General features: G+C 66.5%; 26 protein-coding genes. All 26 read right to left on the reverse strand.

Features of this window, described 5'->3' with window-relative positions; all coding sequences use genetic code 11:
- Positions 1–21: 21 nt before the first annotated feature.
- A complete protein-coding gene (locus QOZ99_RS08770) occupies positions 22–1,125 on the reverse strand; it encodes a phage late control D family protein (RefSeq protein ID WP_306889580.1) in 1,104 nt (367 codons plus the stop codon).
- A complete protein-coding gene (locus QOZ99_RS08775) occupies positions 1,125–4,109 on the reverse strand; it encodes a coiled-coil domain-containing protein (protein WP_306889582.1) in 2,985 nt (994 codons plus the stop codon). The genes QOZ99_RS08770 and QOZ99_RS08775 overlap by 1 nt, the downstream gene beginning before the upstream one ends.
- Before the next feature lie 151 nt (positions 4,110–4,260).
- Entirely contained in the window at positions 4,261–4,623 is a 363-nt protein-coding gene (locus QOZ99_RS08780) for a phage tail assembly protein (protein ID WP_306889583.1), read from the reverse strand.
- A 19-nt stretch (positions 4,624–4,642) separates the two neighbouring features.
- Positions 4,643–4,855, reverse strand: coding sequence for a tail protein X (locus QOZ99_RS08785; RefSeq protein WP_306889584.1), 213 nt, complete (start codon positions 4,853–4,855; stop codon positions 4,643–4,645).
- Between the two features lie 2 nt (positions 4,856–4,857).
- Positions 4,858–5,286 (reverse strand): phage tail protein, encoded by a 429-nt coding sequence (locus tag QOZ99_RS08790; RefSeq protein WP_306889585.1) that lies wholly within the window; start codon positions 5,284–5,286, stop codon positions 4,858–4,860.
- An 18-nt stretch (positions 5,287–5,304) separates the two neighbouring features.
- A complete protein-coding gene (locus QOZ99_RS08795; RefSeq protein ID WP_306889587.1) occupies positions 5,305–5,811 on the reverse strand; it encodes a phage major tail tube protein in 507 nt (168 codons plus the stop codon).
- A gap of 63 nt (positions 5,812–5,874) precedes the next feature.
- A complete protein-coding gene (locus tag QOZ99_RS08800; RefSeq protein WP_306889588.1) occupies positions 5,875–7,308 on the reverse strand; it encodes a phage tail sheath subtilisin-like domain-containing protein in 1,434 nt (477 codons plus the stop codon).
- Positions 7,309–7,392: 84 nt separating this feature from the next.
- The gene (locus tag QOZ99_RS08805) at positions 7,393–7,854 is read right to left on the reverse strand and encodes a DUF4376 domain-containing protein (RefSeq protein WP_306889589.1); all 462 of its coding nucleotides are present in this window, start codon (positions 7,852–7,854) and stop codon (positions 7,393–7,395) included.
- Between the two features lie 140 nt (positions 7,855–7,994).
- Positions 7,995–9,611: a phage tail-collar fiber domain-containing protein gene (locus QOZ99_RS08810; protein WP_306889590.1), complete on the reverse strand. Its 1,617-nt coding sequence runs from the start codon at positions 9,609–9,611 to the stop codon at positions 7,995–7,997.
- Between the two features lie 18 nt (positions 9,612–9,629).
- Entirely contained in the window at positions 9,630–10,289 is a 660-nt protein-coding gene (locus tag QOZ99_RS08815) for a phage tail protein I (protein WP_306889591.1), read from the reverse strand.
- The gene (locus tag QOZ99_RS08820; RefSeq protein WP_306889593.1) at positions 10,279–11,334 is read right to left on the reverse strand and encodes a baseplate assembly protein; all 1,056 of its coding nucleotides are present in this window, start codon (positions 11,332–11,334) and stop codon (positions 10,279–10,281) included. The genes QOZ99_RS08815 and QOZ99_RS08820 overlap by 11 nt, the downstream gene beginning before the upstream one ends.
- On the reverse strand, positions 11,331–11,717 hold the full coding sequence (locus tag QOZ99_RS08825) for a GPW/gp25 family protein (protein ID WP_306889594.1): 387 nt from the start codon (positions 11,715–11,717) through the stop codon (positions 11,331–11,333). Before QOZ99_RS08825 ends, QOZ99_RS08820 begins: the two co-directional genes overlap by 4 nt.
- Before the next feature lies 1 nt (position 11,718).
- Complete coding sequence (locus QOZ99_RS08830) at positions 11,719–11,904, reverse strand: hypothetical protein (RefSeq protein ID WP_306889595.1); 186 nt, start codon at positions 11,902–11,904, stop codon at positions 11,719–11,721.
- A gap of 11 nt (positions 11,905–11,915) precedes the next feature.
- On the reverse strand, positions 11,916–12,185 hold the full coding sequence (locus QOZ99_RS08835; RefSeq protein WP_306889596.1) for a PAAR domain-containing protein: 270 nt from the start codon (positions 12,183–12,185) through the stop codon (positions 11,916–11,918).
- 4 nt (positions 12,186–12,189) lie between these two features.
- Entirely contained in the window at positions 12,190–12,690 is a 501-nt protein-coding gene (locus QOZ99_RS08840; RefSeq protein ID WP_306889597.1) for a hypothetical protein, read from the reverse strand.
- Complete coding sequence (locus QOZ99_RS08845) at positions 12,665–13,417, reverse strand: hypothetical protein (RefSeq protein WP_306889598.1); 753 nt, start codon at positions 13,415–13,417, stop codon at positions 12,665–12,667. Before QOZ99_RS08845 ends, QOZ99_RS08840 begins: the two co-directional genes overlap by 26 nt.
- Positions 13,414–13,824, reverse strand: a complete 411-nt coding sequence (locus QOZ99_RS08850) for a hypothetical protein (RefSeq protein WP_306889599.1) — start codon at positions 13,822–13,824, stop codon at positions 13,414–13,416. The genes QOZ99_RS08845 and QOZ99_RS08850 overlap by 4 nt, the downstream gene beginning before the upstream one ends.
- A gap of 26 nt (positions 13,825–13,850) precedes the next feature.
- Positions 13,851–14,882 (reverse strand): major capsid protein, encoded by a 1,032-nt coding sequence (locus QOZ99_RS08855; RefSeq protein WP_306889600.1) that lies wholly within the window; start codon positions 14,880–14,882, stop codon positions 13,851–13,853.
- Positions 14,883–14,896: 14 nt separating this feature from the next.
- The gene (locus QOZ99_RS08860) at positions 14,897–15,271 is read right to left on the reverse strand and encodes a head decoration protein (RefSeq protein WP_306889601.1); all 375 of its coding nucleotides are present in this window, start codon (positions 15,269–15,271) and stop codon (positions 14,897–14,899) included.
- Positions 15,272–15,300: 29 nt separating this feature from the next.
- Complete coding sequence (locus QOZ99_RS08865; protein ID WP_306889602.1) at positions 15,301–16,356, reverse strand: head maturation protease, ClpP-related; 1,056 nt, start codon at positions 16,354–16,356, stop codon at positions 15,301–15,303.
- Between the two features lie 10 nt (positions 16,357–16,366).
- On the reverse strand, positions 16,367–16,657 hold the full coding sequence (locus QOZ99_RS08870) for a gpW family head-tail joining protein (protein WP_306889603.1): 291 nt from the start codon (positions 16,655–16,657) through the stop codon (positions 16,367–16,369).
- A gap of 2 nt (positions 16,658–16,659) precedes the next feature.
- On the reverse strand, positions 16,660–17,088 hold the full coding sequence (locus tag QOZ99_RS08875; protein WP_306889604.1) for a hypothetical protein: 429 nt from the start codon (positions 17,086–17,088) through the stop codon (positions 16,660–16,662).
- Between the two features lie 9 nt (positions 17,089–17,097).
- Complete coding sequence (locus QOZ99_RS08880) at positions 17,098–18,621, reverse strand: phage portal protein (RefSeq protein WP_306889605.1); 1,524 nt, start codon at positions 18,619–18,621, stop codon at positions 17,098–17,100.
- Positions 18,622–18,680: 59 nt separating this feature from the next.
- Entirely contained in the window at positions 18,681–20,516 is a 1,836-nt protein-coding gene (locus QOZ99_RS08885) for a phage terminase large subunit family protein (protein WP_306889606.1), read from the reverse strand.
- On the reverse strand, positions 20,506–21,078 hold the full coding sequence (locus QOZ99_RS08890; protein ID WP_306889607.1) for a hypothetical protein: 573 nt from the start codon (positions 21,076–21,078) through the stop codon (positions 20,506–20,508). Before QOZ99_RS08890 ends, QOZ99_RS08885 begins: the two co-directional genes overlap by 11 nt.
- A gap of 4 nt (positions 21,079–21,082) precedes the next feature.
- The gene (locus tag QOZ99_RS08895; protein WP_306889608.1) at positions 21,083–21,628 is read right to left on the reverse strand and encodes a hypothetical protein; all 546 of its coding nucleotides are present in this window, start codon (positions 21,626–21,628) and stop codon (positions 21,083–21,085) included.
- Positions 21,629–21,787: the final 159 nt, after the last annotated feature.

Genomic DNA, 21,787 nt, shown 5'->3' on the forward strand with positions numbered 1-21,787 from the left:
TGCCTCCGAGAGTGTGGTGGGTCAGACCGGCCCCGCGGCCCGGCCGGTATTCGTCGGCGCACTGCTGGCATAGACCGGCGATGTCGTGGCATTCGGCGTGCGCGTGTCCTTGCCGACCCCGTCGCCCGGCTTCTTCACCTCGCAGGTCGACGTGTAACCGCCGGGCTTCGAGACCGTGTGCTGCACGCTGTCGATGATGTAGCTGCCATCGATGCCCGGGCGCGCCCCGGAAAGCTTGATCGGAGCGCCAGCCTTCGCCGCCGGCGTGCCGACGATCGTAACCGTGCCCTCGCCACCGTTGCGCTCGGCCCGGGATTTCAGGGCCTGCGCGCGGCGATCAGCCTGCTCAGCATCGCCGGTGGTGAAGCGATCGACGAAGGTCCCACTCGCGTCCTGATCAACGTCGACGTCTTTCTCCAGCCATTTGGCTTTCGATTCGTCGTAGTAGCGCGCTCTCACCTTCTGAAAGCGCGGACGAGAGAACACGGGAGAGATCGACCAACTCAGGAGGTTGACGCCCCATGTCGCCACGACCTCAGGCAGATCCTGGCCGCTGGCGCTCTTCCCGGCATTCGAGGGAACGAAGATCGCCTTGCCGTCCTGCAATTTAAAGGTGGCTCCAATCTCCGCAGAGATGCGCTTTCCCCAGTGCAGGAAGGACTCAAACTGCATTGCCCAATACGGCCGGATGATACTGGCGAGTTCGGGGGCAATGGTGACGGTAGCGATGCCGGCAAGGTCAGCGAACTGCTTGGCCGCTTCCTCAAATGTAGCGTCATCTACATGAGCGCCCTGAGCGTCCCTTGCGTTCGACTTTGGGTCGATGCCCTTTGCCGCGATGTCGAGATTCCGGCCGCCACCCTTCGAGCCGGTGGAGGTGACGTCGGAAACGAAGCCCGAGAAGACCAGCGCGACATCAGCGACCGACTGGCCCAGATGGATGCGTAGCCGGGCCCCTTCCTGCGGCAGCAGGATCGATCCCTCGGGGTCTGACAGCACGATAGAGGCGCTATCCGTGGAGATGCCGGACCGGTCGGTCACATCGATTTTCACGACCAGAGGCCGAAACCGCGAGGTGTAGTCGACGCCATTGACTTCGACTTTGAAGGCGGGGAAGGCCGACATCAGGCGAAGTCCAGCCCGTAATCGCCGAATACCCCGGCGAGTTCCCGCGTCATCTTTTCAGCGATCTCCTGCGCATCATCGCGAGAGCCGTGGATGTGGAAGGTGAAGGGCCCGATGCGGCTGCCCTGGCCGGCCGGCGCGCCGGCGCCGCGCCCGCCCTGTCCCATGCGGGCCATCTTGTCGGCGGGCACGACGGTGCCGCTCTGGTCCGGCACAAAGCCCTCTTGGCCCAGTTCGTTGATCATGTAGAGCCCGCCGGCATAGACGTGACCGCCGGAGGCGCGTCCGGGGCCCGTCGCGCGCCCGGCGGAATCAATGCCGAGACCTTCCGGGCCGCGCGCGCCGGCGCGGTTCATCCCGACGCCCGGGAACGCCATGCTGGACGGCTGAACGCGCACCGGAACGTCCACGCCGAACCCGAAGATCGCCCGGATGCGGTCGAAGATGGACTGGCTCGCCTGCTCGATCTCGGGCGCGCGGGCCTTCAGCCCGGCGACGACGTCGCTGCCGATGCCGCTACCCGCGTCCTGCGCGGCCTGCCGACCGTTCGGACCATAGACCGCTGCAGCAAGCCCCATGCCTGGGTCCATGGCCCCCAGCATCGGGTTGTCCTGAATCGCGCCCAGCATCTCCCTGTTCTGCTGGACGATATTGGTCGCTGCGGCGGCGAGACCGGCACCACCCGCGATCACGCCGCCGACCACCGCGCCAGCCGCAACCGCGCTGCCGCCTGCAGCGGCCCCCGCGGCGGTTGTCGCTGCCGACGATACGCCAGCGCCGCCGAGACGAGCGGCGGCAGCCGTCAGAGCCGCGGCCGACTCGTTCAGGGCGACGGCCGAGGACTGCAGGCCGAAACCACCCGACAGGGTGCTCCAGATCTTGTAGGCGCCATATCCGGCCCCCGCGACGCCCGCCACGCCCGCGCCCGCACCCAGCACGGTGCCAGCCATGCCGCTTTCCTTGAGCCACGCCGCAGTGCGCGAAAGCACATCAGCGAACGCGTTCAACCCCGAGATAGCCGCTGGCGTGATCGGTTCGACCAAGGCGCCGACAGCGTTCTTGAGCTGGTCCAGCGCGCCGGCACCGGCTACGAAGGGGTCCTTCTCCGACATCTGCTCACCGGCGGCCAAGCCGGGAGCCTGATTCATCTTCCTCTCTTTGTTGAGATACTGGTCGGCCTGCAGCACCATGCGGCCGAACAGGTCGGCGACGCGCTGGTTGGAGAACAACTTGCTCATGGCCGCCGTGACCGCCATGTCGTTGTTGGTATCGATGCCCTGCTTACGCAGCGCCGGCATCAGCACCTTCTCGGTGTATTCGAATGGATCGCTCAGGAAGAGATCCTGATTGACGAAGTCGCCGTTCTTCCCGCGAAGCCCGTAGCGACGCTGCTCCGCCATCGAAGACTTGGTGGCGCGACCGCCGACGACCTGCGAAACGCTCGAACCGAGCGCCGTGCCGACCTGGTCCGGTCCGAGGTCGGAAATGAGGGCCGGGAGAATGCGCGTCAGGAATCGGTCGTTGAGCGAGAAGCCTCCAGACTTGGAGCGCTTGGCGGTCGTGTAGACATCGCCAACGCTGAACTCGGCGCCCTCGACCCCCTGCGCGCGGATGAAGCCATCGAGCAGGGTGCGGATGACGTCGATATCGACGTTCTTGCCCAGAGTGTCGAGGCCGCGAAGCAGGCGTGTGAGGGCAGAAAGGGCCTCGTCCGGGCTCTTCATGGAGCTGACGACAGCCATGCCCCGTGCGAGGTCCGGCGCGAGCTTCAGCGCGCCATCGACGCCCACATTCGTCAGCGAGGTTTCGCGCAGCAGATTGTGCATGGTCGCCGCGTCGACGGCGCGGACCTGTGCGGACGTCTGGAACGACCGCGCCTGGATCCGGGCCGTGTCATTCGGCGAGAGGCCACCGAGATAATCGCGCGCCTTCTCGCGCTCGAGTTCCGCGGCGGAGAGTGCCGTGGCGCGGATGCCGCGACCGGCAAGGTAGGTGCCACCGCCGAGGCCGGCGGCATAGCCCAGGTTGCGGACGGTATCGCTGCCGAAGCCGACGAGCCGGCGACGCTCGCGGGCCTCTTGGCGTAGGTGTTCACGGCGCGCATGAGAGGCCTCGCGATCACGGCGCTTGGCCTCTGCGGAAGCCTGGCGCGCCTCCTCCTTGGCGATCCGGGCAGCGTCTCGCGCGAGCTTCGCCTTCTCGCGCGCGGCCTCCTCAGCGATGCGAGCCTGTTCTTTCGCGGCATCACGCTGCGCCTTGGTCGTCTCGCGGGCGAGCCTCGCCTGTTCTCTCGCGGATTCGCGCGCGGCTCGGGTGGCCTCTTGAAAAGCCGTGCGGGCCGCTCGGGTGCCATCCGCTGCCGCCTTGGCCGCTTCCTTCGCAGCTTCTCGGCTTGCCCGCGCCTGGGCCTTCGCGGCTTCATTGGCCGCGCGCTCGGTTTCCCTCGCTGCTTTGACCTGCGCGCGCGCGGCATCCTTCGCTGCGCGCTCCGCATCCTGCGCGGCTTTCTCCCTCGCCTTCGCCTCATCCTTGGCTAAGCGTGCGCGCTCTTTGGCTGCATCGGCTGCAGCCTTCTTTTCGGCCTCCGCCTGCGCCTTGGCTTCGCGGATCCCGTCTTCGGATAGCTGCCGCTGCGCCTCGCGCACCGAGAGAATGCTGGCGAGCGCCTCGTTCTTCCAACGGGTCGCTGCGGCGGTCTGGAACGCCTTGTTGCCGTTGGCCCCGATCTCCTTGCTGAGGGAGACCCACGATGCCTTCAGGCGCTCCATCTCGGCCACGGACAGCCGTAGACGATCGACCTGCTTCTGGAAGCCGCCGCCCCAGTTCGGGGCCTTGCCGGCGGTGGCGGCGAATTCCCGCGCCTTCTTCTCGGCACGGTCGAGGGTCTTGCCGAGGGCATCGACCGCGGCGGCAGCCTTCGGCGCGCCCTTCGAGAGCTGATCCTTCAGCCCAAGAATGACGTTGGCCTCGTACGTGCGCGCCACGGCCGCTACCTCTTCTTCGGAACCATGATGATGACCTTCTGCACGCGCTCGGCGCGTGCAGTTTCCCGGCTGCGTTCGATCTCATAGGCCGCGTTGTAGTCGGCCAGCAGCTCGAGCCAGTCTTCCTGCAGCAGCTCGGCCTTGCTTGCGTTCAGGATGCTTCGGAGGAAGGTGACGTACTCGCGCCACCTTCCGGGGACTGCCCTGCCGCCGGACGCAAGCGGCGGGGCAAGAAACGCTGAACGACCTCTTCGATCTTGTCGGCATCGTCGGGATCGAGCGCATCGATCACTTCAGGCGGGGCATCGAACATCGGCAGCCGGGCCGTCTTGTCATCGGCAAGAACGGCCTCGAAGAACTGCGTGATCTGCGGGGTGGAAAGCCGCGACACGGTAATAGAGGTCCAGGTCCGCCCGTCATATTCGACGGGGAACTCCAGCGGCACGGGTTCAGATCGGTTGCCCAGCAACCGGGGCGGCGCCGGGCGGTGCTCCAGCGTGTTCTTTTCGCTCATAGGGATCTCCGGGGTGCCGTCAGTCCCAGAGGCTGACGACTGTTCTGGATGTGGTCTGGGTGGTGAGGTCGGGGAGGGTGATCGTCGTGCCCATCGGTAGCGGCGAGGGCAGATCGGCGAGTCCTGGATTGGCCTCGAGGACAGCCTCGACATAGGTGCTCTCGTCGCCGTAGGTGCGCCGGCAGATCATGTCGATCATCTCGCCCTGCCGGGTCTTGTAGGTGCTCGCCATCGTCAGCCCCCGAACAGCGCGCCCGCGATCGACACCGGCGAAAAGCTCCCGCCAGCAAAGCGCCGGAGGCCGATGCGGAACACGTTCATGCGCGGCATGCCGTATCGATCATGGTAGGACTGGTCCTCGCCGACCGAAGTCACGACATGCAGCCCGTAAACGTTGCCCGCGAGCGAGACCAAGGGCAGGACAGCGCCGCCGATGGACATGGCGCGCAGGCCTTCCATGGTGCCGAGCCCGCCGAACTCCTCGGGGAAGATGACGCCTTCGATGGTGACGGCATCGCCGGAGCCGCCCATCCATTGCAGGAGGTCAAGGCTACCGAGCACCTGGTTGCTCGCCCACTGGACGTCGAGGTCGCGCTTCAAGCCGTTGAAGCCGAAGCTGAGGCTCTCGAACATGAAGGGGCCGAGAGCCATGGGGACCGGCATTGTGCGGCTCCCGATCTATCAGGCGAGAAGCGCCGCACGGATCGCGGCGGTCTGCGAGGAGCCGCCGATCGAGACGCTGAACGGGTCCATCTCGATCAGTACGCTGCCCGCCACCTCGAGCTTGTAGTAGCGGATGCTGATCGAGAAGGTGTTCTCGGCCATCGCGCCGGGACGCCACCCGCCATGGTCGGGCCGGGTCAGTCGGCCGCGAATGTAGGCCGTGGCGTTCAAGATGGTGCCGTCTTCGTGCGCGAGCGCGCCCGTCACCATGAATTCGCGCTCGACGCCGACGGCAAGGCCGAACTGGGTGATGACCTGCGGATCGAACGCCGTCAGCTTGAACGACGCCTCCAGCTTCTCGTAGCCCAGGGGGATATCGATCGGCATGACCATGCCGGCGTTGCGCAGCTCCTCCATCTTCTCGGTGGGAACCGGCAGGTTGATCTCGTTCGCCTGTCCGATCTTCGATACGCGGTTCACGAAGATCGCACAGTTGCGCAGGATATAGCTCGGCGTATCGGACATGGCCGATCTCCTTCACAAGGTAGGGGGAAGCCGGGCCGGCCGGCGAGCAGGGAAGGGCAGCCGTCAGGCCGCCAGCGCCCCGGAGCTGATCTCCTGCGCGACCTGGTTCAGCAGCAGCGTGTAGGAGGCGATGTTGCGGTAGGCCGTGATGCGGATATCGACCATCGGCGCCGGCGGCTCGAACTTGACGCCGAGCTTGATGATGCCCTGCACCATCTCCCCTTCCGTGTTCGTGTCGAGGAGCCAGACGTCGTGCCCGGGAAGGATCGCTCCCTCCTTCTCCATGAGGCGGAGGAATGCCCGGCCTCCCTCGATCATGAACTTCAGATTGGCCTTGGAGAACGGGCGATCGTTGAACTCGATATAGGCCTTCTCGAGCGACTCGTTGATCGCGTCGGCGCACCGGCGGACCGACACGAACTGCCACATCAGGTCGCTGGCGCAGGTCCACACACCCCAGAGGCGGAACCCGTCGTTGTCGATGTTGACGATGGTGTTGATGCGGTTTTCGTTCAGGTAGTTTGCCTGCGTGCCGTACTCGATCGGGCGGTTCGTGCCGCCGATCCCGGCGATCTCCATGTTCGAGCCGGCCGCCCAGAACCCCTGCTCCAGATCCATCTTTGCCTGGCAGGCCGCCCAGATCGGCGAAGAGGGCTGGGGCACATAGGCGTCGATCTCGGTGTCCCATTTCAGGGTCTTCGGATCGGCAATGAAGATGCGGCCGGAATTGATCAGCGCGCGATACTGGACCGCCGCCTGGTCGGTCGTGTCGGGCCCGTCGACATAGACAATCGCCTTGAGCTTGTCGGCCACGCCAGCCAGTTCGGCGACGACCGGGTTAATGACCGAGCCACGGGCCGCGGTGGCGGTCGCGCCGGTGCCGCCACCGCCCGTCAGCGTGACCGTGAGGCCGGAGGTGGGATAGCCGAAGCCGGGGTTGGTCACGGTGATCGCCGTCACAACGCCGCCGGCGACGGTGGCGACAGCCGTCGCGCCAGCCCCGCCGGAACCGGCAATGGCGACCGTCGGCGCGGACGTGTATCCCGTGCCGCCAGCAGTCACCGCGATCGACTGGATACCGTCGGCCGGCGAGGTCTGGGTGAGACCGGGCGCCAGCAGCAGCTTCGGCTTGTAGAGGCCGTCCGGCTGCGCGCGGCGGAAGGCATGGACGCCGCTGAAGGAGACCTGAGAGCCGATCGCGTTGCTCCAGGTCTCGGCCGGCGTGCTGCCCTCCTCGATGCGCACGACGATGACCGGGCAGCCGACCTGGTCGAAGATGCTGTCGATGGCCGGAGAAAGCGTCCCCTCGACGCCGAGCAGCGCCGCATCGGAGGCGCGAAGAAGCTGCTTCGGGATGTTCAGCGGAAAGGCCGTCTCATCCGCGTCAGGCGCAGTGCCGATGATGCCGATGACGGCGGTGCGCGCAATCCGCACCAGCAGCGGCGTCTCCGCGCTCTCGAAGACGCGCGTGCCATGGTGGAAAGACACAGAAGCCATCTCGGCTCTCCTTGTGCGCAAACGAAAAAAGCCGCCCTTGCGGGGCGGCCATTCGGTGGGGATTGGTGCTAGTTCGGGCGGACTTCAGTCCGGCCAGCCGGCCTCAATGTCGACGGCGTCGAGCGCGGCTTCGTCCTCGGCCGCCAGCAGCGCGTCCTTGATATCGCGGGCGTGCTGGACGATGCCCGCGTACCAAGCGCCGACGGCAGCCGCGAGAGCGAGCCCCGCCGCCGGTGTCGGCAGTGCGATCCTTGTGTTGGACATCGTGATCCAGCCCAGCGCATAGGATGCGGGCCACGGGATCGTACCCGCCGCGGCACCGAGCGCCGTCGTGCCCATCGCGGTTATGTCGGCGCGAGCCCCGTCATCGACCTTGATGCGCTCACCGTCCGCCGGCGCGCCAGCCGCGAGGAGTGCGTCACGCAGAGCATCTGCGTCGCGCACGCGACGAGCCTGGTGGAACGAGAAGGGTATAGGCGGCGCCACAAGCTCGCTGCCGCTGACGAGCCAGCCTATTTGCGCGCCTTCCTGCGCCCAATAGGTCACGCCCTCCTCGGCCGGAAGCCCGCCACCCGGCCACGTCACTTCCAATCTATCCGGCGCGACGATGGCATCGTCGGGAACCCGACGGGCGTTTACGGACACTCCGCCCGAGCAAATCTGTATGGTCTTAGCCATGACGCTCCTCACCAGCGCAGGTAAACGATGCCGTCAGCACCAGCGCCGCCCGCCCGCGCTGTCGTGCCATAGGCACTGGCACCGCCGGAGCCCGGGATTGCGGCGGGACCAACAGTGGTGACGCCACTCGATTGGCCGGTTCCCCACCAACTACCCCCGCCGTTGCCGGCCCAGTCGCTGGAGCCGGTGACACCATCCATGCCGTCGCTACCCGAGATATTGAGCGTGCCGCCAGATGCCAGACCGCCGGCGCCATTGACGATGCCGGACAGATTCGCGCCTCCGCCACCGTTCCCCTGCATGCCATTGAACGTGGTGCTTCCGCCGGCGCTGCCATTCGAGCCAAGATTGATGGCTCCACCAGCTCCACCGGCGCCGATTGCAGCTGGGTAAACCGAGCCCGGGGTGACGGGCTTGAACCCCATTGCCGTGCCACCGCCGCCACCCGTGGCACCGCCTTGTGACGCAGAGCATCCAAGACCACCGCCACCGCCACCGGTCACGATCTGATAGACTTGGGCGACCCCGACAGGGCACGTCCAGTTGCCGCTCACATAGAAGGCGGCCTCGCCGTTCTGCGGCACATATCCGTCAAGATGTGCGGACGTGCCATCGAAGAGCAGAACGACCGGAACGCCGGCGAGCAGTGTGGCGGCCGGGAGCAGGGTCGCGCCGCGCGACTTGACCGGGATCGCGCCGATGCCGTTGACGTTGATCGTTACGGAGCCGGCGTTGTTGCTGGATCCAGGGACAAGGAATAGCGCCCGGATTTGGCTATACGACGTGATCGGAGGGTCGAGCGTCGCTGTGATGGCGTTGGCTGTCCCGCCACCCGCGACATAGTTCAGAGCGAACGATCGAACCGCGACCGCGAGTTGATCCTGGTTGGCGGCAGCGAAGGTGAAGCCGGCCTTGACGATCGTCTGCTCGACCTTCCCACGCTTCACATAGGTGCCGCCGATGCGCACGTAGACGCTGCCATCCGGCAGCCCGACGCCGTGGCCGTCCGGCGGGGGCAGGAGAGCCCAACCGGCTGTGGTGAATTCGGCGACCTTGCCGGCCTGCCCCGACCAAGATCCGCTCGCGCCCGTTGGCACGAGATAGCAGTCGCCCACCACCGGGGAGCCCGGCGGCGCGGTCGTGGTCATCGACAGGATCGGGATCCACGGCAGGCGTGAAAGACGCTGCAGAGCGACCTTGATCGCCGGGTCGATCGTGATCGCAATGTTCGCGAGGTTGGAGAACGCCACCTCAAGGCGAACCGTGCCTTCGACCGTCTGGCCGGAAGACGGGACCGGCTTGTTGATTGGGGGGTCGTAATAGGCGATCGCGATCAGATCGCCGGCGGAATCGATCAGTCCGGCTTCGCGGATCGTGTACGGGCCATCGCCGGCCGCGAGATAGGCGTCGAAATAGGCGACGTTCGAAGAGCCGACCACCGTGCCGCTGCCGCTGATCGCCTTGCGGGCGACCTCGTGATAGAGCGCGGTCTCGCCGCCGCTCGGCACCGTGACGCCGTCGCCGATGGCGATATTGGTGATGACGACAGCGGTGCCGCCGGCCAAAGCGGCAGCCTCCTTCGCCCGACCGAGGTTGGTCAGGAGAGCAAAAGACGTCTGGGCCATCTGGTCCCCGGTTGTTCGCTAGGTCTTGGGGTGCGCCGTCGCAGAGGCGAAGGTCGCGGCCGTCGCGGCCGTGTAGACGGCGGCGCGCACGGTCGGCGGGGTGAACGCGAACGGGTGCGCGGTCACGAGAAGGCTGGATTGCGCGAGGGCGCCGACATAGACGGGGCCGCGGGCGCCGAGGACGGCGCGGGTCGTGAAGACCCGGGATTTCGGCTTGGCCGCCCGCACGGCTTCAATCGCCTGGCCTTGGGCAACCGGATCGAAGACAGGGCTGCCGTTCTGGTAGGTGATCTCGACGCGGAAGGTGCCCCGGCGGGAATCGTCCTCCCACCACTCGACAACCCGGGCATCAAGATCGAAAGCTGCCAGCGCGCGGCGCACCGCGCCGAGCGTGCCCTTCAGCCGGTGAACGATGGGCGAGGCGGCGATGACGGCGCGCTTCTGCGCCTCCGGCCATGTGTCGGACCAGACGTCGACGGACACGCCCTGTGCCAGCCATGGGAGCAGTTCATCGGGACACGTCGCTGGGTTCCAGATCGATGCGATGACCCGCGGGTCGATCAGGGACAGGCGGGCGATCTCTGCCGTCAGGATGGCGCGCTCTTCGAGCGACGCGTTCGGCGGCAGGATGGCGTCGGCGATGGGCGCTGCGGCGGCAATGGCCTCCTCAGTCGTCATCCCACGTCCCCACCGTCTGCACCGGCGTCACCGTGATCGTGCCAACCTGTGCGGCGCCCTTCGACCCTGGGAGGATGTCGGACGACGGCGAGGTGACGTCGATCGTGACGTTGTCGTCGACCGCGGCGCGCCCGCCGATCACTTCGCGCTGCACCGCAAGACCGATGCGACGTCGCGCAAGAGCGTAGGCCGTCAGACGCTTCGCAGCCTCGGCGGCGAGCGTGGTCGCATCGGCGCCGGGCGCGTAATAGAGGGTCACGGCGATGTTGTAGGTGGTGACCGTCGCGGCCTCGACACGGACGTTGTCGCCCAGCGGGCGGACGTCCTGCGCCGTCACCGCCGTGAAGGCGCGATCGAGGAGAGGCTGGTCGGCCGCGCCGTAGGCGAGCGTCGGGAGGACGACGAGCAGGATTTCCGGTGCGAGCACCGGATCGCCATTCCCGCGACCGCTGAACGGCGTCGACCGCATTCCGGCGGAATAGGCATCGGCATGCAGCGTCGCGCTGTAGGTGGCCCCATCCTCTTCGGAATAGGCCGCGGCGTCGGCGATGTCGCGAACGCCGTCGAGCTCAAGACCATGGAAGACATAGGCGCCTTCGGGGCCGGCCGTGCTGAACGCCTCGAAGGCCAGCTTGATCCGCTCGCGGAAGATGTCGTCCAGCTCGACCCATTTGCCGCGGACGCCATCCCACTGCGAATTCGGCGGCTGATCATCCGCCGCGTTGTCGTAGATCAGGCGCGAAATGCCGGCATAGGTCGTGGCGATATGGTCGAGATCACCACCCCGCGCCTTGGCGAGGGTGAGCGCCCGGATGGCCTCGTTCACCCTCTGGCGCCACAGCATCTCCTGGTAGCCGCCACCCTCGCTGTAGGCGACGACGAGGGGATCCGTCTCCAGCTTGGCAACGTCATAGGTGACGCCACGCTGCGCCAGCGCCTCGATCAGGAACTCGTCACGACCGGATTTGATGGCCTCGAAGTCGACTGTGACGACCTGCGGAACATCGCCAAGCGAGCCGAGATCCGGCGCGACGAAGCGGCTCATGCGGCGATCCTCGACAGCGGCACGAGAATGCTCGCGTTGTCATTCGCCGGCGTGAAGTCGCCGAGGTGGCCGCGCGGGTAATAGGTGCCGGTCAGTGCGAGCTCCAGCGTGCCCTCCGCTGACGCGGCGATCAGTCGGCACGACGTGACGGCGAAGCGCGGCTCCCACAGGGCAATGGCCGTGGCCGCGGCAGCGTAGACCGCCAGGATCACCTGGTCCGTCATCGGGCGGTCGATGAGGTCGAGGATTTCGGACCCGAACTCGCGACGCATGACCCGGCTTCCGATGGGTGTGGTCAAGATGACGTTGATCGACTGCACGACGTGGTCGAAGTCCGTCAGGACCGCCCCGGTCACGCGGCTGATGCCGGACGACGAGGCCACGTCAGTCGGCCTTGCCCGCGCGCCCGGCTTTCACCGGAACCTCGGCTTCGACGGGCTCGGGCAGCGCAAGCTGGTGTCCGCGCGGCGACAGGAACGGGCGCGCGATCTTCTCCGGCAGGTCCGGCTCGGAACCGGCTTCGCGCCAAACGCCGGCGTAGAAGCCGCTTTCCTTCACGATGACCTTCATGATGACGTCTCCTACGGAATGCGGAAGAAGGGCCGCCCCGTGGTGGGGTGGCCGCAATTGGCGACATGGCCCGCGCGGCATACAGCGATCCCGCTGACGCGGAACTTAGCGGTGCCCTCGACCATGTACGGCGCGGCGGAATGCGGAGGGTCTGGCGGATGGGGCGCGACAGCATCGCCGACGACCACCACGGGCTGCCCGCGAACCTTGAACTTGGCGGCCTGCATGCCGAGTTGAACCCCGCCGGCAACGTCGACGCTCACGCAGGCGACACCGGGCATCAGGTCAATCCCATTGGTAATCGTCTGCGACGGCCTTCAGCCCGTCGCCGGTGAGCTCGAAAATCGTCCCACCGCACTCGATGCGGATCTTCGGCACCTTCACGAGCAGGTCGCCGCTGCGGATCTCGGTCCGGAATTGGCCGAAGGTCGCCACGTGCTCGTCACCCTTCTCGCTCGGGCTCTTATTGTCGTCGCTCTGCGTGCGCGGGTGCAGCGTGCCTTGCTCGAAGTTTCCGTTGTCGGAATGCAGGTCCATCTGCTGGCCGATGCTCGGCGGCATGTGCATCTTGAGCGCGCCCATGGTCTGCGCGTAGCGCACCCATGGGCTGAGGAACGGCTTATCGTCGGTTCCGCCAAGGCGGATGCGCGCCTTGCCATTCTTCGGGTCGACCTCGACGACAGGGCCCGTCGTCTTCGCATTCGCCGCGCGCCAGTCAAGCTGTGTCGAGCGCGCCAGCGCCTCGATCAGATGGCGGGGGTTAATCACCGGAAGCCGGCTCCGCATCGACCTCAACGGCCGTGATGGATGGAGGGTCGGTCTGGAGATCGTCGTCGGCCGGCCCGATAGCCACGGCCCGGATCTCCGCATCCGACATGCCTTCGCGCGCCTGGATGGCACGCCATGTCGGCAGATCGGCCGGTCGCTCGATAACCGCCTTGATGACATCGGCGACCGGAATGGTCTCGGGCTGGGTTCGCAGTGCCGCGTCGATCTTCTGCCAGTTCGCGTTCAGCGGCATGCCCATCGTGGGCTCCTGGATGACGTCGCATCCGAGGTGGATCTCGCGGCAGGGATAGCGCTGGCCGCGCTCGTTCTCGACCAGCACGGGCTGGCTGGAGAAGGACGAATAGGACTGGACCAGCAGGCGATAGATCTCCGCCCACGCACTGGTCGGGTCGGACAGCGCGTCCGTGACCTGGCGCCAGAGGAGATCCATGCCGAAGCCGGCGCCAGCGTCGCTCACGTTGAGCCCCAGCCCCTCGACGACGACATTGCCGGCGGGGAGGTAGAGCTGCAGGACCATCTCCATGGTCGTGGGCCGGCCGAACTCGCCGTAGAGCCCGCGCCCGCCGGGCGTGAACTTGATCGCGCCGGTGTAGACCGCGATCACCGGCTTTTCGCCCAGGCTATCGATGGGTTCCTTCGGCGCGTCGAGCACGAACCCGGCCGACGTTTTCCCCTCAAGCGCATTCACCATGGCGATGCGCGTGGCGATGGCGACCAGGCTCATGCACCATCCCCTTCGGAAATCGAGACGCAGCGGAAGACGGTCCGGCCGATGCCGTCAGGTTCCGGCTCCTTCGAGACAGCCCAGACGGGTTGCTCCGGGCGATCGATCAGCCGGAAGCGGTCACCGCGGCGCAGCGCGAAAGGCAGGCGTGCGTCGGCGATGCTGATGTGGCAGAGGTCCGCCGAAACCTCTGCCATATCGGCATCATTCCGTCCGGCATTGCGCAGGCGCGCGACCGCCGGCTGCAGGTCGACCACGGCGGCTTCGATGGTGGTCGCGGGGCGGTCGGGGTCCGCCGACGCGAGCACGAATTTGCTGTCGGCGCGCGGCTCCACACGCACGCGTTCGCCATAGAGGTCATCGACGGCCTGGGTGACCATCGCCTCGTATTCCGCGAATTTCTGCATGGGAGCCGCGTGTCGCCGGGCAGCGGTCAGGTCATGCGACCGGACATGAGCACGCGCGGGCGCGTGACGTAGTGCAGGACGTTGGTCTGGAACTCCATCTGGATGCCTTTGCCGTTCGGCATCTCCCACTGGTTCGCATAGAGCGCCTGGCCGGGACGGTTGACCGTGGAGTTGTAGTCGGCAGGGGCATAGACCGAGCGGAACAGCCCGGGGACACCGAGCGGGACGAACCGCGCCTTGTCGCTGTCGACACCGACATTGAAGCCACCGCGATAGTTCGCCCAGCGGATGCCGAAGAGATTGAACTCGCCCCAGATACCTTCCTGCGGGTTGCCGTCGTTCAGGAAGTTGGTGCGCAGAATCGCCGCGGCCTCGTAGCCCTTGTAGGTGTCGCGGACTTCCTTGTGCTGGATCAGCTTGTCGAAGAAGGTATCGCCGCAGAGGGCAAAGATGCCGCTGAAGGGGAGGCCGCCAAGGGTGGCACCCATGGCCCGGCTGAGATCAGCGGCCTTCTGGCGGAGAACGCCATCAGCCGGGCTCGCATTGTCCAGATCCCAGTCCACCTCGGTGGGCTGAGACTCGCCCATCTCGGTGAAGTAGTTGTAGAGGACCGAGCCGTCCTTATCGAGCAGCTTGCCCTGCGTGACGACGGCGAGGCGGTGATACTCCTCCGTCAGCGCGAACGACTGCCGGTGGTCCGCCGCGCGGTCGGCGATGGCGCCCATAAGCGTCTCGACGGCGGCCTCCTCGCCGAACTGGCGCGCGTTCTGCACCTCGTCGGCAAGGATGGCGTCGTCCCGCTGAAAGTGCGGCACCGTCAGGGTGCGCAGCGTGCGGCGGCTGCGGCCGACGGTATCGCCGGGCCCGCCGCGCGCGCTGGCCGGAACGATCGAGATCTGGCCGTCCTTGTCCTTCTCGATCGCCACGCTGGTGGTGGAGATCGAGCGCGTGGTGAACAGGCCGAGCCGGCTGACATAGCCGGGCACGTACCGGACCTCGCGCATCGCATCGGTCAGGGTGGTGACCGAAAATGCGTCCTGCTGGAAAATGTCGAGCATTTTCAGATCGCCCCTCAGTTGCGCACGATGATGCCGGCGGCAGCGAGCTGCGTCGCCTTGGCGGCTTTCTTCGTGTCGTCGTTGACCGTGGCCTCGTAGTTGAGGCACTTGCCGTTGATCTCGGCGTCACGGGCAATGACCGTGACCTTGACATCGACGCTGGTGGCATCGACGCCGTAGATGCTGACGACGGTGCCGACCTGGCTGCCGTCCGAACCCGTGGCGGGCGAGGGCACATACTTGCTGCTCGCCGTCACCTTGCCGAGCACGGTATTCGGCGGAACCTTTCCCGCGCCGGCGGCGATGGTGATGACGTCGCGCGAGCGGTGCCAGTTGGCCTCGCTCATGATGAACTCGCCCGGACGGGGGCCTTCGGTAAGAGTGGGCATGGGGATGTTCCGTCAGTTGCGGGCGGGGTTCAGGAGGCCGTCGCGCCGCGCGATTCGTTCGCGCGGGCGAATGCGTTCTTCCACTTGGCGGAGATGTCGGCCTTGTTGGTCTTGTTCTCCGGCCCGGCCAGTCCGTCGCCTTCAGCCTTGCGCTGGCCGTAGTTCTCGGCCGCCGTCTTCGTGCCGCCGGGCGTGGACGTGTCGGCCTGGGCTTTCGGGGCGGCGGCGAGCATGCTCTTGGCATCGGCCGCCGACATGGTCGTGTTGAGGGCGATGTGCTTGGCGAGATCGTCGCGGCCCTTCGCCTCGTCGCAGCTCAGGATTTCGCCGATCCGCTTCGTCGCGTCGGCGGCGGCATCGTTGCGGATCTTGTCGGCGTCGACGTTCGTGGTGTCGTCCGCCTTGTTCTTCTCAGCCATGGGAGGTTCCTTCGGACTGGTTGCGACGGCGGACGATGCCGCCTGCATGGCCTCGCGGAGGTTCCACGAGTTTTTCTTCGTCAGCGCCACTGCAGCGCGCGGCGCATGCGCGTAGATCGAATAGTCGAACGACGCGACGGCCTTGGCTTTCTTGGTGTCGGCGGAGGTAGCGAACCCTTCCTCGACTGCCTCATCGGCAGTGAACCAGGTCTCCTCCTGCATGATCTCGCGGCACTCGTCTTCGGTCTTGCCCGAGCGGTCGGCGTAGATCACGGCAATGGACACCGCTTCCTTGTCGAGAATTTCGGCGCTCTTCTTGTGCTCTTCGGCGTTGCCGTAGGTGAAGAAGAGCGGGTCGTGGACCATCATCGTCGCGCCTCGGCGCATGATGATCTCCTCGCCGGCCATCGCGATCACGGATGCCGCGGACGCGGCGGTACCCTCGACCGAGACCGTGACCTTGCCCTTATGCATGGACAGGGCGTTGTAGATGGCCTTGCCGTGCGAGACGTAACCCCCGCCCGAATTGAGGCGAACCATCACGTCCGTGGTGGGGCCGATCTCGGCCAGCGCTTCGATGACCTCCTTGTCGGTGAAGCCTTCATCCCAGAAGGAATCGCCGACGAACCCGGTGAGGACGATCTCACCGTTCACCAGAACCGACATGATGAACCTTTCAGACCTTGAAGGGGTCGAAGCCGCCGGGGCGCGCCGGTGCGCCTGCGCGGATGGCGAACCGGGTGGGGCCGCAGCCCCGCTTCTCGGCGCACTCGCTTTCCAGTCGATCGATCAGGAGCTTGAACTCGGCGACGTCGGACTTGGCGAACCATGTCTCGCGGTCACGGAAGGAGACCTTTTCAACCTGGCCGCCGGCCATCAGGCGCATGTAGGCCGGACGCAACGCGACAAGGGCCGCGCAGGGGTCGTACTGCTCGACCCCGAAGATCAGCTCGTAATCGATCGCCATGATCAGGCGTCAACCGGCTGGACGGAGAGGTCGCCATCGCCCTGCAGATGATCGGCGAGGACAATCTCGGCGAGATCGGCCGTGTCGAAGACATAGGCCTTGTCGGGATCAGCATTCCAGCCGGGGAAGTCCCCGTGCATGCTGAAGAAGGAGACCTCGCCGTGCTGGTCAATCCGGCGGATACGATGGGGGCGACCCCGCTCCTTCGCTGCCGCGGCGGCCTTGGCCTTCTCATCGGCGCGGCGCGCGACCTCCTCGTCCGCCTTCTTCTGGGCCTCGGCCTTCGCGTTTTCTTCAGCCAGGGCCTTCTCCTTCTCGGCAGCCTCGGCCTGCTCCCGGGCTTCCGCCTTGGCCTTCTCTTCGGCTTCGGCCTTCGCTGCCGCGGCGGCCTTGGCCTGCGCGTCGTCCGGCTTGGGTTCCTTGCTCGCCATCGAGGGCTCCTAATCTGGGACGAATGAGGGGTTGTCGGTCTTGTCCTCGTCCGAGCCCTGCTCTGCGCGGCTGAACTCGGCGCCGGGGTTCTGGGGGGTGTGCGGATCGGGAAGGCCGAGCTTGATCGCCGCGTCCTTCTCGCGCTTGCGCTGGCGCAACTCGTCGTCCGGATCGATGCCCAGCGCTTCCGAGATGCGGGCAAGCGACATGACGCCCATGTTCTTGTAGGTTTCGTAGGCGCGCGCGGCCTTCAATTCGTCGGCCTGCGGCTGTGCCGGGCCGTTCCATTGGCTGCCGCAGGCCGCCGCCTTGTTCTCGAGGAAGGCGTCGAGACCGCCCGGGAATGGAAGGCTTCCGGACCCGATTTCGTCTTCGAGCCACGCCTCGTAGACTGATTGGCAGAAGGGCTTCACGATGAAGGCGCGGCGGCGGAGCACCACGTTCCAGTTCACCGCCGTATCCATGCGGACCGAGGAATAGGTGGCCTTCCGCGAGTCCAGCGTGCCGGCCGTGTAGGTGACGCCGGCAACGAGGCAAAGCTCGCGCAGCAGCCATCCCATGAACTCGTCATAGGCGGCGCTGGCAGAGGTCGATTCGTGGAACTGGAGTTCCTCGTTCGGGAACAGGTGACCGATCCGGCCGCTCTTGTTCAGGTCGATCTTCTCGCTCTCGTACCACTGGCTGCGCGCATCCGCGTAGCCGGCAAGGTTGAGTTCGATGCCATCGTCTCCGGTCATCAACCCCTGGAAGGCGCGGATGCCAGTGAGGTCGGACTTGATCGTGGCCGCGAAGATCGTCTGGATCAGCGCCTTCGTCAGCGTGGCGTCCGAGAACTGGTCGATCTGGCGCACGACCTTCAGCACCGGCGCCAGCGGGGAGATCCCCCGGTACGTCTGAAGCCCGGGTTCGAAGACATGGATCACCCGCTGGCGCCCATCCCGGTCGAACGCGGAATACTCGCGGTCGACACGCATGCCCCAGCGGTCGAGTACCTGAATCGTGTAGCTGAACGGGCACCCGAGAGCATCGACGGTGACGCCGTCGAACTGACGCTGGCCGTCGCTCTTGCGGGATAGACGCGAGGCTGGGAGCAGCGTGACCTTGGAGTAGGAGCCGCCACGCCGGCGCTGGAAGATCGGCAGCAAGGCGAGGATCTCGCCATACCAGAACCAGCCCTTGTACGCCGCATCCTGCATCTGGCCGAACGTCATCCGCCCGCCGGCATCGCATTCCCGCGCCGTCGTCGACCACGAATAGAACCGGCGCTCCACCATCCGCGCCCAGGCGGCGCCCTGATCCTCGGTCCAGTCGAGCGCATCGACGTCGGGCTGACACGACAGCGACAGGCCGGTGCCAACGACAGCCGATGCGGACTGGTCGACAATCCCAGAGATGAAGCCGGAGTTCTGATAGGCATCGATCGTGCGCGCTGCGGCCTGCTGCCATGCGCCGCGGATGTCCTGCGCGGTCTCGCGCAGCGCCGGCATCCAGGAGCGGAAGAACGGCGAGGCGTTGTTGCGGAAATAGGCCATCGCCTGGCTCCGCGGGGATGCGGCCGGCGGCGCACCCTTCTTCGCGAGAGGCCAGAACTTCACCACTTCTTCCTTCCGAGGGCGGCGCGCAAGGCGGCGTTGGGGTCAGGCTTCGGCGCGTCGGGGACGGCCAATTCGGTCTCTCGCCGATCGAAGTCGAAACGGCAGATGTTGCGGACGGCGATGGCGTAGCAGGAGCCGTCCAGCGCCTCGGCCTGCCGGTTTCCGATGCGGACGAACTTCGTCACGGCGCGGCCGTTGCGAATGTCGACCTTCCGCCGCTCGGACGTGAACTGGATGAAGAACTCGTTCGAGAGCACGTCCGCGAATTGCAGCGCGCCCTGCTCGCCGGGGTCGATCTGCGTCGACGTGATCAGGTCCATCTTGATCCCGTCGACGCCGACGATGTGCAGCCGGGCGCCAGCGCGGCGGGCGCGCTTCGACGTGGTGGCCTTGATGAAGGGGCGGGGCCCCTCATCACCCTTGATCGGAATGATGCGGCGCGGCGTGCGCGGGCCGCAGAAGTCGTAGACGGCCTGAGTGCGGTTGCCGTCGCCGGAATCGATGGCCGTTGCCTCGACGCCGATGTCGCCGCCCAGCGGGTGACGCCACCGCGTCAGCAACATCGCGTCGAGATCATTCCAGAGGAGGGATTCGCCGCCGGTGTCGCCACGCAGGATTTCGTGCCCGAGGAACCAACGCTGATCCCGCGACCAGCCGACGAGGACCACCTCGAGACGGTCCGGCTGCACGTCGACACCGACGGTGATGTAGAGGACCTGCACGGGGATGCGGACATCCCAGCGCTGCCTCTCTTCATCCCACCGCAAGCCGAACGCCGCGGCGCGCGCCATAAGGTGGTGCTCGTTGACCTGGTCGATTGTCGTCGACCACGGCAGGCCTTCGACGGTGTTCCGGAAGGGCTGGAGACCGGACGGCCCGGACTTCTTCGCCTCCTCGAACTTCTCCGCCAGAGCGCCCCACGTCGCCGTCGGCTGGAGCGAGATGAGCGCGTTCATCTTGAAGCCGGCGTGATCTTCGACGTCCGGCTTGGTCCGGTGCCAGTCCCCGGCCTCGATCATCTCGACCTTGAAGCGATGATCGATCGCGTTGGCGCAATGCGGGCAGACAACAACGGCCTCGCGCGGCTTTCCCTTCGGCCACTCGACATGCTTCCAAAGCATCTCGAAGAAGACGCCGCAGAACTTGCACGGCACCTCGAAGATACGCTGATCACTTTGCTCGTAGCGCTTCCAAACGAAGCTCTCCCCCTCGCCGACGGGCGTGGAACCGACCACGATCTTCCGGTCGGGGAAGGAATTCGTCCGGTTCTCGGCGAGTTCGACCGGGTCACCTTCCTTGGTGACAACCATCGCATCCACCTCGTCGAGGTAGAGCTTGCGGGCGCGATGCGAGCGCATGTTGCGCGCAGAATTGGTGCCAAGAACCTTGAGCGTGCCGCCGCCTGTGAAGGCGCGCACCACCAGCGTGTTCCGGCCATCGTATCGTCCGACCCGCATCTCGGCCTGCAGGGCAGGGGAGTTGCGAAAGCCCGGGTCGATGTCGTCGACCATGATCTTCCGCGCGTCTTCGTCCGTGGGCACGTAGACGATGACGGACGTCGGGTCGTTCGCAGCATCGGCGCCAATGCAGGCGGCCAGCAAGGTCGTGTACCCGACCTGCACCGGCTTCACGACTGTCACGCGGGTGTGGGCACGGTCGCCCATGACGTCGGCGATCTGCTTCTGGAACTTCCAGAGCTTGAAGCGACGGATTGCCCCGGCGCTCTCGATGTAGAAGCTCTGGGCGACCCAGTCCGAATAGGCCAGGACCGGTGGCGGCCTGAAGCTCCGCGCGGCGCCGCTCAGCGCCAGATCAAGTGCTTCAGACGACATCGGGATTCAGGTCTTGCTTGCTGGCGCCAGGCACCGCCTTGCCCCCGCCGATCTCGTCGGCGATTTCCTCCAGCGCCTCCCGGCACACGGTGGAAATCTTCTCGCCGTCATGCGCCGTCAGGTGCGGGAGCTCGAAGCGGATGCGCGAGGTCAATCCGAGCACCGTGCTCTTCGTCTTCCCAGCGATGCGCGCCCAGCCGTCTTTCACCTCCTCGAAGGTCAGAACCGTGCGCAGGTCCCGATCAAGGGCGAGCTGCTCGCGCTTCTTCTGGATCGCCGTCAGTTCCGCGCGCTCGTCGGTGAGCGATTTCCCCGTCTGCGTGCTGGCGCGGCCGGTCGCCTGATCGCGCAGGTGGCGATGGTAGCGGTGCAGGCTATCCATCAGCCGGTACTGACCGCGATGCGTGCGCGCGAGGATGCCGCGGGCGGCAAGATCGAGCATCGTGCGCCGGTTCACGCCGAGGATCACCGCCATCTGCGCGCCGGTCACGATCTCGGGCAGCGACGCGAGGAACTCTTCGCTCTCGACGCGCTTCTCGCCCTTCGGCGTTCCCTTCGGCATGGGGCTACGGAGCGATGACCTTCACGACATGGCGCAGCGCCCGCGCGGCGAGGTCGCTCTCGACCAGGCGCTCGATCGCCGGCAGCGTCGGCATGTCCGGCCGCAGCAGTTCATTCGGCAGCAGCGGACCCCAGACCCGGCGGATCGGGAACCGTCCCTTGCCGGTGCGGCGATAGATGCGCCCGCCGAAGCGCGGGACGATGAACGTCCCGGCATAGGTCTTCGTGTCCCAGTCGCCGGCCGTGGCGCCGGCCGCGGAGCGGGACCAGGAGCGCGACGTCAGTTCGCCGAGCGGGACGCTCTCATCGCGGACGCGCAGACGACCGACGAGGCTCGAGCTCGAATGCCGCACGCTGGTGGCGCCGGATACGCGCGAGGTGGGCAGCTTCGTCTGGGCAGCCATCAGCGTCACCGCCTGGCGATCCTGCAGACGCAGATGCTCGCCCATGGCGCGCGACAGCCCGCGCTTGATCTCGGGTGTCTTCTGCAGATTGAGCGCGAGCTCGGCCAGGGCCTTGCGGCCCGACCGCTCGACCTTGAATTCGATCATGGTGCCTCGCGCGTGGATGGGTAACCGGCACACCTCGCCGCGACGGGTCTGGCTCCGCGTCGAGGGTCATGGGCGTGCCGGAAAGGTGGTCAGGCGATCGAAGCGTGTCGTCGCTTTCGGCCTGAAAAGTGAAGTGTGCCGCTGTTCCCGAGCCTATGT

Origin of the sequence: Ancylobacter amanitiformis (assembly GCF_030814815.1) — a bacterium.
GTDB lineage: Bacteria > Pseudomonadota > Alphaproteobacteria > Rhizobiales > Xanthobacteraceae > Ancylobacter > Ancylobacter amanitiformis.